This window comes from Chryseobacterium sp. JV274, from assembly GCF_903969135.1.
In the GTDB taxonomy this organism is placed as follows: domain Bacteria; phylum Bacteroidota; class Bacteroidia; order Flavobacteriales; family Weeksellaceae; genus Chryseobacterium.
Genome location: NZ_LR824569.1, coordinates 4,857,792 through 4,872,720, shown reverse-complemented (window position 1 = coordinate 4,872,720; position 14,929 = coordinate 4,857,792). Strand labels below are relative to the sequence as shown.

Sequence of the window (14,929 nt, the reverse complement as noted above, 5' to 3'; positions counted from 1 at the left end):
TACAACAAAAATCCCGAAAATTACTTTTCGGGATTTTTTATTATTGTTATTTTACAGGTTCAGCTTTGGAATCTTTTTCTTTTTCAGCTTCATAGATCCTTCTTCTCAGATCACTGGTGGAAAACCTATGGTCTCTTTTGTTGTAAAAGATCTCAATTCCTTTTTCTTCACAGTATTTCTTACCTGTAAAGTCTCTGTCCATATAATCATCCCCGATGATTCTTACATCAATCACAAATGACTTTAAAATATCCAGCAGATCTTCTTCTGTATAATAAGGAATGATCTCATCCACAGCATTTACTGCTTTCAGCTGAATATACCTTTCAACGATAGTCTGGCTTGGCTTATTTTTGTTGGGGCGATCGTGGGAAGGGTCGATCTGAAGTCCAACGATTAAATAGTCACATACCGTTTTAGCTTCTTCAAGCATTTTGATATGCCCGGCATGTAATAAGTCAAATGAGGAAAATGTAATCCCTATTCTCTGTGTCTTCATATTAATTTTGAATTAAAACTTCACTGAAATAAATGTTCTTTTTAAAAAGATAAAAACAAAAGATTCAGGGAAGACGTTTTGTAATTTGTTTATATAATTCGTTTTAAATTGTTCTTTTCTATAGTCAGTAAATCTTCATAACCATAGAAATACTATACATTCCTTGTATTCAAATACTTCTGCCATTCCCAAACCGTTCTTAAAGCTTCTTCCAGAGAAGTTTCAGACTTCCAGTTGAGTTCTTTCTCAGCTTTTTCAGCATTGGCATACGCGATCGTAATATCTCCTTCTCTTCTGGCACAGATCTGATACGGCACTTCTACATTATTGGCCTTTTCAAATGCTTTCACCACTTCCAGCACGGATGAACCTTTTCCTGTTCCCAGGTTGTAGGTATCAATCACAGCTTCAGATGAAGAGTCTTCCATCAGTTTTTTTAATGCTGCAACGTGTGCTTTCGCCAGGTCAACAACATAAATATAATCACGAACGGCTGTCCCGTCCTCTGTAGCATAATCATCTCCCCAAATACTCAGTTTCTCACGTACTCCTGAAGCCGTCTGCATCACATAAGGTACCAGGTTATTAGGAATTCCTATCGGCAGTTCTCCAAGTTTTGCAGAAGGATGGGCTCCGATCGGGTTAAAATATCTTAATAACGAAATTTTACGGTGATAGGCATTTGCAAAATCAATCAGGATCTGTTCTCCCATTTGTTTTGTTTTCCCATACACACTCTCAGGTACTTTTAAAGGAGTATTTTCATCAATCGGCATTACATCTGCCTGCCCGTATACTGTACAGGATGAACTGAAAATAAAGTTGGAAACTTCTCTTTCTTTAAATTCCTGAAGAATATTAATCAGTGAGAACAAATTATTCTCATAATAGTCCACAGGTTTTATCTGGCTCTCTCCTACTGCTTTAGAAGCTGCAAAGTTGATACATCCATCAATCTGATAGGCATCAAAAACCTGAGTAAGAAGTTCTCTTCTTTTTAGATCAAAAGGATAAAAAGCCACCTTTTTACCTGTAATTTCTTCTATATTTTTTAAAATAAACCTTTCCGTATTGGATAAATCATCTACGATAACTACTTCAAAGCCGCTATTGATAAGTTCCACTACTGTGTGAGAACCAATATATCCAAGTCCTCCCGTAACAAGTATTGCCATTTTATTTTTTAATCTTCGTGTTTGCCTATATTTTCTATTTCGTTTTTCTTTACCTCTTTATCCATATTGTTCAGATAAAGAAGATAAAAAATAATAAAACCTATAACTATTGTATTAAAAGCAATTACAAAGTTGTAATATGAATTATTGGTATAAGTTTTAATGAGGGTATATTCTGCATAACAAACTAAAATAAAGATCATTACTGCAATAAAATTGAGAATACTCTTTGTATACTTCATTTTAAAATAAATAATCCCCCCTGAAATTAAATTTACAATAATGTAAAAAGAGTATTTCAAAATATTTTCAAAAATACTCTCTTTATAGTATTCTGAGTAAGATGAGGAATTATAGGAATTCAATGTATTTATTACATAGATTGAATATAATCCTACGATAAAAAGATGAAACCCTAAAAAGAATTTATATTTCCTTCCTTTTAAAAAAAATTCCGTCATAGTTATTTTTATCCCATAAACTCAAGAACAGCATCCGTAATATACTTCAGTTGTTCTTCGTCTAATTCTGTATGCATTGGTAAAGAAATTACCTGATCCAGCAGCTTATCTGTATTCACAAAGTCTGCATCATTGCTCTCCTGGAAGTAAGCTTTCTGCTTTCTTAGGGCCACCGGATAATAGATCATTGCAGGGATTTCTTTTTCCGTTAAAAACTTTTGAAGTTCATTACGTTTTCCATTCAGAATTCTTAAAGTATACTGGTGGAATACGTGAGTAGAGTTCTCAGCTCTTTTTGGAGTCAGAATATTCGGGTTTCCTTCAAATGCTTCATCATAAAAATCTGCTGCTCTTTTTCTTGCTTCATTGTAAGAATCAAGGTGAGGAAGTTTTTTTCTTAATACCGCAGCCTGAATACTGTCCAGACGGGAGTTTACTCCTACCTCATCATGATAATATCTTTCGTACATTCCGTGGTTTACAATTCCTCTCAAACGGTGTGCTAATTCATCGTTGTTGGTAAAAATAGCTCCACCATCTCCGTAGCATCCAAGATTTTTTGAAGGGAAGAAAGAAGTTGTTCCTACAGTAGACATTGTTCCTGCCTGCTTTACACTTCCGTCAGAGAATGTATATTCTGAACCGATTGCCTGAGCGTTGTCTTCAATAACATATAGGTTGTGCTCTTCAGCAATTTTCAAAATTTCTTCCATATTCGCACACTGTCCGAAAATGTGTACCGGAATGATCGCTTTTGTTCTTGGCGTAATCGCTTTTTTTATCTGCTCTGTAGAAATAGTGAATGTATCATAATCTACATCTACCAATACAGATTTTAGCTTAAGCAGGTGAATTACTTCTACCGTTGCAGCAAAAGTAAAATCAGCGGTGATGATCTCATCGCCTTCTTTCAGGTCCAGGGCCATTAAGGCAATCTGTAATGCATCTGTACCATTGGCACACGGAATCACATGTTTTACTTCTAAATAAGACTCCAATTCATTCTGGAAAGACTTTACTTCAGGTCCGTTAATAAACGCTGCAGAGTCCATTACATTCAAAACAGCATTGTCTACATCATTCTTTATTTTGTAATACTGACTTTGCAAGTCAACCATCTGAATTTTTTTCATATAATAAATATTTCTGTAAAAATAAGGAATTTAATATCCTATCAAAAATTTTATTGATTTTGTTTTTATCTTTATACAAAATAATCTTATGAAAAAACTTTTACTCTTTTGTTTCCTAACGGGTTACCTTAATGTATCTGCCCAAACAGAACTTGTGTTTGTTTTCTTTACTGATAAGCCCAACAAAGCTGCATTTTATGCAAATCCGCTTTCTGAACTCAGTCAGAAATCACTCAACAGGCGTACAACGCTGGGAATTCCTCTCAACGATCAGGATGCCCCTATTGAACAGTCTTATCTTCAGAATCTTCAAAATTTAGGATTTACCGTTACAGATTATTCAAAATGGCTTAACGGAGCGGCAGTGAATGCTACTCCTGCCCAAAAAACACTGCTGCAGGCTCAATCTTTTGTCTTGTCTGTTGAAAGTTTTGCCAGAAACAGTTCAACCACTGTAAAAACAGCACCTGTAAAATGGCAAGATGATGCAAGTCTCAATAAAATACTTACCACCTTTAATTATGGTTCCGGTGCCGGCCAAATCGATCAGGTCAATATACGGCCACTTCACCTGGCAGGTTATACCGGAACAGGGATTTCTATAGCCGTCATTGATGCCGGATTTCCAACTGTGAATACAGGAACTGCTTTTTCAAGATTATGGAACGGTAATCATATAAAAGCGGCCTATGATTTTGTCACCAAAACCGGAAACATTTATAATACAACGCTCAGTCCTCATGGTTCTGTTGTTTTAGGAGCTATCGGCGGATATCTGGAAAACATATTTGTTGGCGCTGCTCCTGATGCTGATTTCTATCTCTACCGAAGTGAAAATGCTACTGTAGAGGTTCCTGAAGAAGAGCTATACTGGATTGAAGCAGCTGAGGAAGCAGACAGAAAAGGCGTAGAAATCATCACCTCATCACTGGGATACAATATTTTTGATGAGAGCCGTTACAATTATACTTATGCCAATATGAACGGAAGTACTTCTTTCATTGCCCGGGGAGCAGGTATTGCTGCTGAAAAAGGAATTTTTGTTCTGGCTGCTGCCGGAAATTCCGGGCTGCAGCCATGGCATTATCTGATGACACCATCTGACAATGCTAAAGTATTCTCCATCGGTTCTGTAGATTCGGCAGGGAATGCATCCGGATTTTCTTCTTTTGGGCCGAACTCTCTTGGAGTGGTAAAACCTGACGGAAGTACTCAAGGAACTGCTACCACCACAGTGTATGATAATGCGACTACAGTTGTGAATGGAACATCCATTTCTACTCCTATTGCTGCAGGAGGTGTGGCATGTCTTATTCAGGCATTTCCAACGATGGACAGGGAGCAGATGAGAACAAAGCTAAGACAAACAGCTTCGCTTTATCCTGCCCATTCAGATCAGATAGGATTTGGCATTCTCAACTTCGGAAGTCTGTACAATATCGTTCTGAATACTTCCGAAACGGTAAAAAAGGAAAAGTTTTCTATATTCCCGAATCCTGCTAAAAACATTCTGAATATAGCATCAGAGCAGGAAGTCCTGTCTTTGGAAATCTATGATAATCTGGGAAGACTGATCAGAAAAAGCAGCCAGCAGAAATCTATAAAAGTGGAGGATTTTGCCAAAGGAACTTATTATCTGAAAATTCAGATGAAGGATAAGGTTTACTATGAGAAATTCTTAAAAGAATAATTTTTTGTCTCTCGCGGATTAAACAGATTGAGCAGATTTTGATATGGTGTTTAATTTTGTTGAATGTGCGAGAGATATTCTTCTACAACAGCTATATTTCGGCTAAAGCGGATGGATTGATTAATAAAAAAAGAATGGGCTAAGCCCATTCCTGTTGATATATTATTGTACACTATGTACAAAACGTTTGTTTAAAACAACTTAAGCAGAGTTTCTGCTCGCGTTAATATTTCCAAACAGTGATCTTGTCACCAATTTTTCATAGGCTTCTTTATTGCCCTCTCCTTTCTGTATTTTCATCAAGGCATATTGTTGAATGCTCAATAATGGAAGCACAATCTTTTCGCGGATCTTCACCGATTTTCTGGACAGTGGATCTTCTTCCTGAAGCATTTTGAAACCTGTCAGCTCCAGCATTATTTCTCTTGAAAGCTCGTATTCATCAAAAAGAACATTCCAGAATGCACCAAACTTTGGGTTGCTTTTAATATAATAAGTCAGCGGGAAATAAGATTTATTCATACTCATCATCGAGTTCAGCACTAACGTTTTAAAGAAATCCGAACCTTTATACAATTCTCTTACTTCTTCAAATCTTCCCTGTTCTTTCATCTTTTGCATAGCATATCCAAAGCCAAAAAATCCGGGAACGTTCTGTTTCAGTTGTGACCATGAGCCCACAAACGGAATAGCCCTCAGATCTTCAAATTTCAGTTCGCTTCCGTTTCCTCTTTTTGAAGGACGGCTTCCGATATTTGTTTTTCCATAATATTCAAGAGTACTCATCTCCTGAAGGTATGGAACAAACATAGGATGAGCCTTTAAATCTGAATATTTTCCATAGCTGATATCCGCCAATTCAATGATTAAAGCTCTTTCTTTTTCCGTAAGCTCTTTTTTTGCATTTTTGAATACATCATTTTCTACACCAGCTGTCAGAAGCTGTTCAAAATTATATTTTGCCTGTTCCTTATTTCCAAAAATACTGGTAATGGTTTGCCCCTGGATCGTAAGTTCAATTTTATTATTGGCAATAGTTTTTCCCTGAGAAGCATAGAAATCGTGGGTCTTTCCTCCTCCTCTGGCTGGTGGCCCTCCTCTGCCATCAAAGAATACAACTTTGATATTGCTCTGCTCGGAAAGCTTGGTCAATACTTCTTTTGCTTTATAAATTTCCCAATTGGCTTTTAAATATCCACCATCTTTGGTTCCATCAGAAAACCCAAGCATAATGGTCTGCTGATTCCCTCTTTTTTCCAGATGTTTTTTGTAGACCGGATTATGATACAGCTCCTTCATCACATTTTCAGCGTTGGCAAGACCTTCCATCGTTTCAAAAAGCGGAACGATATCCATATTGATATCTTCGTCTTTATACCCGCAAATCTTAAAGAATGCATACACATTCATCACATCTTTTACCGCATCAGAATTGGAAATAATATAGCGGTTCATTCCCCTTAATCCATTCAGATTCTGAATGTCTGTAACCTGTGAAACTGTTAACAATGTATCTTTCACAATATCTTCAAAATCTTCAGCATTTACCGTTTCTGAAACCTGAATCAGCTTATTGAATTTTTGTTCGTAATCAGCCTCTTCATTTCCAGATACTTTTGCAAAAACATCATCAATCACTTTCTGATGGATTCTGCTGTCCTGACGGATATCCAACGTTGCAAAGTGAGTTCCGAAGATCATTACACGATCTCTGAAATTGGCCAGAAGATCTAAAAACAAAGAGTTGTGTTCATTAACTAATATTTTTTCCGCTTCTGCAGCTTTCTTTAAAATATCTTCAGCTGTAATACTTTTTCCATCAAAAATGGCAGCATACAGTTCTTCACTTAATTGGGTTAAAACTTCAGAAACGCCTCTGAAACTTAATCTTCTTCTGATAAATTTCAAATGGCTGTAATAGGACTTCAGAATTGCCGAACGAAGTTCTTCTGCTACCCTTTTTGTTACATCTGCTGTTACAAACGGATTTCCATCCCTGTCTCCTCCAGGCCAGAATCCAAGCTGGATAATATCTTCATGAAGATGAAAATGCCCGTTTCCGAAAGTCTTTTTGATCTTCGTAAACAATTCGCCAATGGTATCGTAATATACGTATCTCAGGTATGAAATGATACTCAAAGCTTCATCTATAGGAGTAGGTTTTTCTTTGTTGACAAAAGGGGTCTTCCCCAGCTGCTGCAGAAGCGTATCAATCTGAGTAACGGAATCACTGGTAATAGCTCCTCTTAAGTCCTGAATGATCCTTTGTACTGAACTTGGGTAAAACTGTGTAGGGTGCGCTGTAAACACGACCTTTACACTAAAATCTTTTAATTTTTCACGTACTTTTTCAATTTTATGATCCTGAAAAGAGCGTTCAAAAAGATTGGTTACGGTACCACTGTCACTTTCGGAGTGAAGATTAGGAAAAGCAGCATCTTCAATACTGTCAAACAAAACTACCTGTCTTTCTATATACTGAATGATCTTGAAAAGCAGTTCGAGTTTCTGTTCCTCAGTCTGAAGATCAGTATGGTTTTTAAAAAATTCTTCGACGATGTTTTCGGGGGTTTTTCCTGCTTCATAGCCGGTTCTGCTTTCCTCATAAAGAAACGGAAGCAGCATTCCGATATTCGTCATTTTATCATAAGGCAGGCTCATAAATAATGAATTGTAGATCTGGAACTTATTTTCCACGATCTGCCTGAATTTTTCTGCGCGTTGGTCGTGTATCATAATAACAAATGTAAGTGATTTTGGAATGAGTTGGGTTGACAAATGACAAAAAAATAAAGGATTAAAAGCAAAAAAACATATTAATTTTTATTCAAGAATTCCTTAGTTTTGAAAGCTATTTAAACGAACCATGATTAAATTCAATTTTAACGCCAATGTGAATATTAAAAACAATGGAACCCAGCTTGACAAAAAGGGACTGAAAACTATTTTAATCATATTTGGAGTGTTTATGCTGGTCTTTGCTTTTTCAGCAATAGCTTTTAGCTCTTTTGCTTTTGGCAGTATGGAATCAATGCAGGAAAGAGTTGATGAGTACAATAAGCAGGTAGATGTCATCCACTCATTACCCGTTCTTAAATGCACCGTTTATACAGACCAAACGATCTCAGCTCCTCTATCAGGAAAAGATGCGGCATTCTATCTGCTGCGTGTGGGTACCGTCAAACAAAACAAACGATATAAAGAAATTTACGAAAAATTCGATTACGCCATGGCAGCAGGCTATCCCAAAGGAGCTCAACTTTTAATCAATGGGCAATTATATCCTATTGATTTTAATAGGTGTATCATAAAAAATCCAGATCAAAGAAATATGCCTTTTGTCTACGAAACTTATACTACAAGCGATAGAACACCCTACTATCTGCAAGATTATAAACCCAGAGGAACTCAAAAAATTTCCTTATTAAAAAATCTGCATCCCTGGATTCAGTCTTTTTTTGAACCTAGCGGGTTAAACAATCTTCTTGTCAATGAATACATTTTCAAGAATGGCGATTCTGTTTATATCAAAGGAAAAATTGAGAATAACAGGATTGTTCCTTTTGTAGAGCATATGGTCAACTAATTCTTTGAGATATATGTAAGAGTCCGTTTAATATAATTTTCATTAATTTTACTCTTACAACATCCATAATCCATGAAAAAAATATTTACTTTTCTACTCATAACAATTCTGTTTATCTCTTGTGAAAAAGATTGTTACAATGCACCTCTACCCATCATTTTTGAGTTCGTAAACTCCAACAATGAGAATCTTATTGCCAATGGAACATTGACCACGTATTCAGTTCAGGATGAAAACAATGTTAATATACAATTAACCAAAACCTCCGACAACAAGGTTATTGTAGAAAATGTAGGCGCCTATAACGGAACAAAAAATTATAAATTTTATTCTAATATTAAAAACCTTGATTTTGCAATACAGTCATCAGAATTTAAAGGAGCTTGTGATGGTTATCAAATCAATAAACTGACTTTTACAGGAATAGATATTGATGTAACTGATGAAAAAGGATATTATAAAATTGTATTGGAATAATTCTCTTTAAATTTGCACTGAAAACACTTTCTCTATGAAACTCATCATCGCTTTTTTCCTGATCCTTTCCAATCTGTTTTTTGGCCAGATCAAGGTTTCCGATGATTACAAGAAAATTCCTGATATCCTTGATACGGTAGATTATCTCTATCCTTTCATTGTTCCTGATAAAGACTATGCCTACTGGCGGGTGCTCAGCAATGATACTGATTATGAAAAAGCAGTGGTCTATGAAAGCCAGGCTCCCGATTTTATGACCATCAATGAGCCTGTTCCGGAAAGAGGTTTTTTCCAGAAATGTATAGGCAACAACTGCTTTTCATACATTCTTGCATGCAAAAATGAAAGATCAGTTTATTTTTCCAATGAACAGCAGTTAAGAGACTTTATCGGAACTGTAGACAATCTTCCTGAAGCTATTTTGCTCGCAAAAACGTATGGTTATTCGGTAGATACAAGCAACCGTTTTACCGGAGCTTATAAAATTGAGGACCGTCATATCTCTATGTATCTTATGCAGTCTAAGGGCTGTCCGGCTGTAAAAGAGTCTTTTTTGGTGAAGATCAACAGAAAAACCGGAAAGTTGGAAGCGAAAAGCAATGGAATCTATGCAAAGGATGAAAACTGCAGTCCATTATAACTTAGTTGGAAAATGCTAAGCCACAAGGATTCTTTATCCTTAATCTGGAAAAACGACTGAATGATATAAAAAGGAATAATATCAATAGTTCAAAAACCATTAACTGCAATAGCTTTCATAAAATATAATAATAGCAATTTTAAAATTTCGTTAACTCAATTTTCTTTTTTCATTCCGTAAATTTGGGTTAAAATAAATTTAGAACAATGCTTAATTTCGAGTTTAAAAATCCAACAAAAATACTTTTCGGGAAAGGTGAAATTGCTAAAATTTCAAAAGAAATCCCTAAAGATGCAAGAATATTAATGATTTACGGAGGTGGAAGCATCAAAAACAATGGTGTTTACGACCAGGTAAAAGAGGCCTTGAAGGATCATGAAGTATATGAATTTGGTGGGGTTCCTGCCAATCCTGAATATGAAGTCTTAATCAATGCCTTAAGCTTTATTAAAGAAAAAAATATCACTTATCTTCTTGCTGTTGGTGGCGGATCTGTGATTGACGGAACGAAATTTATCTCCGCAGCAGCTAATTATGCTGGCGAACCGTGGGACATTCTGAGAAATTCAGTAAGAACTTTTGAAGGAGAAGGAATGCCATTTGGAAGTATTTTAACGCTGCCTGCAACCGGTTCAGAAATGAATTCAGGGTATGTAATCTCAAGAAGAGAAACTAATGAAAAATTGTCTTCCGGAGGACCGGGACTTTTCCCACAGTTTTCTGTATTGGATCCGGAGGTGATCAGATCTATTCCAAAAAACCAAATTGTGAATGGAATTACAGATGCCTACACCCACGTTTTGGAACAATACATGACTGCGCCTTCTTCTGCTGATCTTCAGGAAAGAATTGCAGAAAGCATTCTGATCAGTCTTCAGGAAACGGCTCCAAAAGTATTGGCTGATGATTTCAACTATGATGCTGCCGGAAACTTTATGTGGTGCTGTACAATGGCGCTGAACGGACTGATCCAGAAAGGAGTCATTACAGACTGGGCAGTACACGCAATGGGACACGAGCTGACTGCTTATTTCGGTATTGATCATGCAAGAACGCTGGCAATTATCGCTCCATCCCACTATCGTTACAATTTTGATGATAAAAAAGGAAAGCTGGCACAATATGCCGAGAGAGTCTGGGGAATCAAAGACGGAAGTGTAGAAGAAAAAGCAGAACAGGGAATCAAAAAAATGGAAGAATTCTTCCACAGCCTTCATATCAAAACCAAACTTTCTGAGTATACAGAAGACTTTAAAGGAACAGCTGAAAAGGTTGAAAAAGCCTTTACAGACAGAAAATGGTTAGGCCTTGGAGAGTATAAAAAACTAACTCCGCAGGATGCTTATAAGATTGTAGAGATGAGCTACTAGAAATTCAAAATTTAAGGTTTAAGGTTTAAAATTATACTGAGCCTTTAATTTTTGACTGGAAGAGTGGCAATTAATTCATATTGAAGCGGGATTTAGCCCGCTTCTTTTGATTTTATATGATCTTGACTAATTAGTTGTATATTCTTTAAATCAATTTCTTATGTTTTAGCGGCTTTTAGACGCCTGAAAATACTGATTATCCTCTCAAAATTATTCAATTTACAAACATTCGTTTAAAAAATCATTATTTCATTATAGATATTTCAAATTTATTTATATTTTAGCATATTCTTAAATTTGTGAAAATGAAAAAACAGCTACTTTTATTTGCCTTTTCTGCCCTGGCACTTACTTCTTGTAAAGATGACAATCTTGAAGCTTACGATATGGATATCATGAAGGGAGATTGGAAGGAAGTTAAAAGGGAAGTAATTTCCGGAAAAGATAATAAAACAGTGCTTTATACTGAGACATTAACTGGATGTGCAGCCAAAAACACTCTTTTCTTAAGAACAGACTATTATGTGAGCTATACAGCCTATACAGGAGAAGGTGCTGACTGTACTCCATCTCCAAAAACTGAAGGAAGATATACTTATGATGCAGATTCAAAAGTTATAGGAATTAAGTTTGGTGAGGAAGAATCACCTATCACCTACAGAGTTGATGTTTTGACGGGTAAAGATTTTAAACTTGCTCAGCAATCCGGAATTTTTGATATGGATGGAGATAAAATTCCTGATATCCCCTATGTTACTTACAAAAGATAAATCATAAAACTCCCGCTAATCGGGAGTTTTTTATTATTTTTATATCTAATTTAAAACTGAATATAATGAAGAAGATTCTATCAGCATTCCTATTGCTGTGTTTTGTTATTGCCTTTTCTCAGGAAAAAAAACCAATGTTCTGGCAGGACATTCAGGAATTCAAAAAGCAAGATCAGCAAAACCCGCCACCAAAGGATGCCATTCTATTTCTGGGAAGCTCGTCATTCACAAAATGGACTGATATAGCAGATTATTTCCCTAATCAAAAAATTATCAACAGAGGGTTCGGAGGGTCCAGACTTACAGACCTTAATGATTTTGCGAATGATCTTTTAGCTCCCTATCAGCCAAAGCAGATCATTATTTACTGTGGCGAAAATGATTTTGCAGACAACCATCAGCTAAAAGCAAAAGTAGTGGTTGACAGATATAAAGCTTTTTATAAAAAAATACGTGAAAAATTTCCCAATATTGAAGTTGATTATATCTCTATCAAGTACTCTCCAAGTAGAGAAGTGATCTGGCCGCAGATGAAAATTACCAACAAGAAGATCGCTGCATTTATGAAAAAAGAACCCAATGCTGAGTATATTGATGTTACTAAAGCGATGGAAGATGCTAATGGAAATGTAAGAAAAGATATTTTTGTGGAAGATATGCTTCATTTTAAGCCGGAGGGATATAAAATCTGGACCAAAGTGATCACTCCTTACCTGAAATAAACTATAACCCATGATAAAAAAAACAATAACCATTTTATTTTTCGTTTTATTCTACTCTCTTTCATTTTCTCAGGAGAAACCCAATGAAAAAACAGTTCTTCAGGAGCTCTCAGAAAATGCCTGTAAATGTGCTGATTCTATTCATTTGGCAAACAGGAAGAAGGAAGATATCATAAAAGATGTTCATGAATGTATTGACAAATACACGGGAGCGCTTCAGATCTCAACACTTTTGAAAGGAGCAGAAAAAGAATCTGAAAAAGCACCTAAAGTAAACGGGAAAAAGCAGATTAACCTGACTTTTAATACGAATAAGAATTCACAGCAATACAAGGACAGCTATAATGAGCTTGAACGTTATCTGATGCAAAACTGCGAGAGCGTGCAAAGAGCTACCAAAACTACTGAAACCAGTTATGACAAGTTCTCAAAAAATGATACGGCCGTTGATTTCTATGAAAAAGGCGTTGATGCAGGAAAAGCGGAAAACTGGAAAGAAGCTATTCAAAATTATGAACAAGCAGTAAAAATTGATCCAAAATTTATTTACGCATGGGATAATCTGGGAATTTCCTATAGAAGAATAGGGGAATATGATAAAGCTCTTAACGCTTATAAACAGTCATTGGCTGCTGATCCAAAAGGTAAAATGCCATTACAGAATATAGCAATAACGTATGTTTATAAAAAGGAATATCAGAAAGCTATTGATGCGTATAACGATTTTGATAAAGTATATCCCGGTGATCCGGAAGTTTATTATGGAATGGGACAGGTCTACTTTACTCATCTGAAGAATAATGAAAAAGGTCTTGATAATATTTGTAAAGCATACAGGATTTATTCTGAACAAAAATCGCCTTACCGATCGGATGCTGAAAAAATGATAGGATATATTTATAAGAGTATGAAAGAAGAAGGTAAAACAGATAAGTTTAAAGAAATTTTAAAAAGCAACAATATTCAATTCGATTAAAAATAAAAAACGATTCCTGATATGGGAATCGTTTTTATTTTATTTCTTTCTTTTCGATTTTGATATTGCTTTCTGTTGGGACCTGTTAGCTCCAAACTTCTTAGGTGCTTTTCTTTTGGAAGGACCACCCCAGTTTTCTTTAGTATTTTTAGCTTTCTTATCATGGAATGCTCCTCCTCCATCATTCAGTTTTACCTGTGCAGGATTTTTCATAACAATCTGATCTTCTTCATCAGCGATCTTTTTAGGATTGATCTTAACTCCTTCCGGGAATTCATTAAATTTCAGATCTTTATCCATCAATAGCTCAATATCAAGAATCAAAGGTTCTTCTTTTTTAGTTACAAAAGTAACCGCTTTCCCTTCTTTGTCTGCTCTACCCGTTCTACCGATTCTGTGAATGTACTGTTCAGGAATATCCGGTGTCTCAAAGTTGATAACATGCGTAACATTGGAAATATCAAGACCTCTTGCCATTACATCTGTAGTAATCAAACCTCTCACTTCTTCATTCTCAAAGCTTTTCATAGCCTTAAGTCTGTAGTTCTGAGACTTATTAGAGTGAATCACGTCAAACTGTCCAGGGAAAAGCTCATCAATTTTAGTAAAGAGCATGTCGGCATGTCTTTTATTATTATTAAAAATCAAGACCTTGGACATATCTGTATCGCTCTTCAGTAAATGTTCAAGTAAGTTGATCTTAGTATTAAAGTTTTCTACTTTATAAGCAGTCTGTTCAATTTTCTCAAGCGGCGTTCCTGATTTTGCCAATGAAATTTCAATTGGGCTTGCAAAGTATACATCCAGCATTTCATCTACTGCTTCCGTCATGGTTGCAGAGAAAAGGATGTTCTGTCTCTTTGCTTTCATCATTTCAAAAATATGAGTAAGCTGCGGTCTGAAACCTAAGTTAAGCATCTCATCAAATTCATCAATGACCAATTTCTGAACTTCTTTAAGAGAAATAGCATTGTCTATGGAAAGGTCCATCACTCTTCCGGGTGTTCCTACCAAAATATCACAACCATCGTTGAACAATAGTTTTTGAGTATTGATATTTTTTCCTCCGTATATTCCGATTACTCTTGCAGTAATATTTTCTGTCAGTTTCTCAATAATTTCAGTTACCTGTACCACCAATTCTCTTGTAGGAACAAGCACCAAAACAGTTGGATTTCCTGTTTTGCTGTATTTCCATGTTTTCAGAACGGGCAAAAGGTAAGCTAATGTTTTTCCGGTTCCGGTCTGCGCAATTCCCATCACATCTCTTCCTGAAAGAATAGGCTTTAAGCTCTTCTCCTGAATGGGTGTAGGTTCAAATAATTCCAAATCTGCTAAAACATCAAGAATTTTAACCGGCAGGTCAAAATCTGCAAAAGTGAGTTTTTCCATTTTGCAAAGATAGGTATTTAATTAGAAGTTAAAAATTA

14 protein-coding genes are annotated in these 14,929 nt (G+C 35.8%); 8 read left to right on the top strand and 6 right to left on the bottom strand.

The genetic code is table 11. From position 1 onward, the window contains the following. Positions 1-46: 46 nt before the first annotated feature. The 4 genes from CHRYMOREF3P_RS22450 to CHRYMOREF3P_RS22435 form a co-directional block, all read right to left on the bottom strand. Positions 47-499, bottom strand: coding sequence for an adenylyltransferase/cytidyltransferase family protein (locus CHRYMOREF3P_RS22450; RefSeq protein ID WP_077414948.1), 453 nt, complete (start codon positions 497-499; stop codon positions 47-49). Positions 500-651: 152 nt separating this feature from the next. Then, positions 652-1,674, bottom strand: a complete 1,023-nt coding sequence (gene galE, locus CHRYMOREF3P_RS22445; protein WP_077414950.1) for a UDP-glucose 4-epimerase GalE — start codon at positions 1,672-1,674, stop codon at positions 652-654. Positions 1,675-1,682: 8 nt separating this feature from the next. Further along, positions 1,683-1,916 carry a hypothetical protein gene (locus CHRYMOREF3P_RS22440; RefSeq protein WP_139348485.1) on the bottom strand — a complete coding sequence of 78 codons (234 nt, stop codon included), beginning with the start codon at positions 1,914-1,916 and terminating at the stop codon, positions 1,683-1,685. Between the two features lie 227 nt (positions 1,917-2,143). Beyond that, positions 2,144-3,268 (bottom strand): DegT/DnrJ/EryC1/StrS family aminotransferase, encoded by a 1,125-nt coding sequence (locus CHRYMOREF3P_RS22435; RefSeq protein WP_077414954.1) that lies wholly within the window; start codon positions 3,266-3,268, stop codon positions 2,144-2,146. An 88-nt stretch (positions 3,269-3,356) separates the two neighbouring features. On the opposite strand from CHRYMOREF3P_RS22435, the gene CHRYMOREF3P_RS22430 reads away from it, so the two are divergent. Then, positions 3,357-4,958 (top strand): S8/S53 family peptidase, encoded by a 1,602-nt coding sequence (locus CHRYMOREF3P_RS22430; protein WP_180565556.1) that lies wholly within the window; start codon positions 3,357-3,359, stop codon positions 4,956-4,958. Between the two features lie 201 nt (positions 4,959-5,159). On the opposite strand, the gene CHRYMOREF3P_RS22425 is transcribed toward CHRYMOREF3P_RS22430, so the two are convergent. Continuing rightward, positions 5,160-7,694: a phosphoenolpyruvate carboxylase gene (locus tag CHRYMOREF3P_RS22425; protein ID WP_077414958.1), complete on the bottom strand. Its 2,535-nt coding sequence runs from the start codon at positions 7,692-7,694 to the stop codon at positions 5,160-5,162. Positions 7,695-7,824: 130 nt separating this feature from the next. On the opposite strand from CHRYMOREF3P_RS22425, the gene CHRYMOREF3P_RS22420 reads away from it, so the two are divergent. The 7 genes from CHRYMOREF3P_RS22420 (at position 7,825) to CHRYMOREF3P_RS22390 (ending at position 13,499) form a co-directional block, all read left to right on the top strand. Further along, on the top strand, positions 7,825-8,544 hold the full coding sequence (locus CHRYMOREF3P_RS22420) for a hypothetical protein (protein WP_077414960.1): 720 nt from the start codon (positions 7,825-7,827) through the stop codon (positions 8,542-8,544). Positions 8,545-8,616: 72 nt separating this feature from the next. Beyond that, entirely contained in the window at positions 8,617-9,021 is a 405-nt protein-coding gene (locus CHRYMOREF3P_RS22415) for a hypothetical protein (protein ID WP_077414962.1), read from the top strand. 34 nt (positions 9,022-9,055) lie between these two features. Then, the gene (locus CHRYMOREF3P_RS22410) at positions 9,056-9,661 is read left to right on the top strand and encodes a hypothetical protein (protein ID WP_077414964.1); all 606 of its coding nucleotides are present in this window, start codon (positions 9,056-9,058) and stop codon (positions 9,659-9,661) included. A gap of 206 nt (positions 9,662-9,867) precedes the next feature. After that, positions 9,868-11,031 (top strand): iron-containing alcohol dehydrogenase, encoded by a 1,164-nt coding sequence (locus CHRYMOREF3P_RS22405; protein WP_180565555.1) that lies wholly within the window; start codon positions 9,868-9,870, stop codon positions 11,029-11,031. 305 nt (positions 11,032-11,336) lie between these two features. Further along, positions 11,337-11,801 carry a lipocalin family protein gene (locus tag CHRYMOREF3P_RS22400; RefSeq protein ID WP_047383521.1) on the top strand — a complete coding sequence of 155 codons (465 nt, stop codon included), beginning with the start codon at positions 11,337-11,339 and terminating at the stop codon, positions 11,799-11,801. 65 nt (positions 11,802-11,866) lie between these two features. Continuing rightward, on the top strand, positions 11,867-12,523 hold the full coding sequence (locus tag CHRYMOREF3P_RS22395) for a GDSL-type esterase/lipase family protein (protein ID WP_077414968.1): 657 nt from the start codon (positions 11,867-11,869) through the stop codon (positions 12,521-12,523). Between the two features lie 10 nt (positions 12,524-12,533). Then, positions 12,534-13,499 carry a tetratricopeptide repeat protein gene (locus tag CHRYMOREF3P_RS22390; RefSeq protein ID WP_077414970.1) on the top strand — a complete coding sequence of 322 codons (966 nt, stop codon included), beginning with the start codon at positions 12,534-12,536 and terminating at the stop codon, positions 13,497-13,499. Positions 13,500-13,538: 39 nt separating this feature from the next. On the opposite strand, the gene CHRYMOREF3P_RS22385 is transcribed toward CHRYMOREF3P_RS22390, so the two are convergent. After that, positions 13,539-14,891: a DEAD/DEAH box helicase gene (locus tag CHRYMOREF3P_RS22385; protein ID WP_077414972.1), complete on the bottom strand. Its 1,353-nt coding sequence runs from the start codon at positions 14,889-14,891 to the stop codon at positions 13,539-13,541. Positions 14,892-14,929: the final 38 nt, after the last annotated feature.

What these genes read in the sequence shown, in the direction of transcription:
- CHRYMOREF3P_RS22425 (WP_077414958.1), bottom strand. Translation starts at nt 7,694, where the DNA reads ATGATACACGACCAACGCGCAGAAAAATTCAGGCAGATCGTGGAAAAT.
- CHRYMOREF3P_RS22435 (WP_077414954.1), bottom strand. Translation starts at nt 3,268, where the DNA reads ATGAAAAAAATTCAGATGGTTGACTTGCAAAGTCAGTATTACAAAATA.
- CHRYMOREF3P_RS22420 (WP_077414960.1), top strand. Translation starts at nt 7,825, where the DNA reads ATGATTAAATTCAATTTTAACGCCAATGTGAATATTAAAAACAATGGA.
- galE (WP_077414950.1), bottom strand. Translation starts at nt 1,674, where the DNA reads ATGGCAATACTTGTTACGGGAGGACTTGGATATATTGGTTCTCACACA.
- CHRYMOREF3P_RS22440 (WP_139348485.1), bottom strand. Translation starts at nt 1,916, where the DNA reads ATGAAGTATACAAAGAGTATTCTCAATTTTATTGCAGTAATGATCTTT.
- CHRYMOREF3P_RS22395 (WP_077414968.1), top strand. Translation starts at nt 11,867, where the DNA reads ATGAAGAAGATTCTATCAGCATTCCTATTGCTGTGTTTTGTTATTGCC.
- CHRYMOREF3P_RS22430 (WP_180565556.1), top strand. Translation starts at nt 3,357, where the DNA reads ATGAAAAAACTTTTACTCTTTTGTTTCCTAACGGGTTACCTTAATGTA.
- CHRYMOREF3P_RS22405 (WP_180565555.1), top strand. Translation starts at nt 9,868, where the DNA reads ATGCTTAATTTCGAGTTTAAAAATCCAACAAAAATACTTTTCGGGAAA.
- CHRYMOREF3P_RS22410 (WP_077414964.1), top strand. Translation starts at nt 9,056, where the DNA reads ATGAAACTCATCATCGCTTTTTTCCTGATCCTTTCCAATCTGTTTTTT.
- CHRYMOREF3P_RS22390 (WP_077414970.1), top strand. Translation starts at nt 12,534, where the DNA reads ATGATAAAAAAAACAATAACCATTTTATTTTTCGTTTTATTCTACTCT.
- CHRYMOREF3P_RS22415 (WP_077414962.1), top strand. Translation starts at nt 8,617, where the DNA reads ATGAAAAAAATATTTACTTTTCTACTCATAACAATTCTGTTTATCTCT.
- CHRYMOREF3P_RS22385 (WP_077414972.1), bottom strand. Translation starts at nt 14,891, where the DNA reads ATGGAAAAACTCACTTTTGCAGATTTTGACCTGCCGGTTAAAATTCTT.
- CHRYMOREF3P_RS22450 (WP_077414948.1), bottom strand. Translation starts at nt 499, where the DNA reads ATGAAGACACAGAGAATAGGGATTACATTTTCCTCATTTGACTTATTA.
- CHRYMOREF3P_RS22400 (WP_047383521.1), top strand. Translation starts at nt 11,337, where the DNA reads ATGAAAAAACAGCTACTTTTATTTGCCTTTTCTGCCCTGGCACTTACT.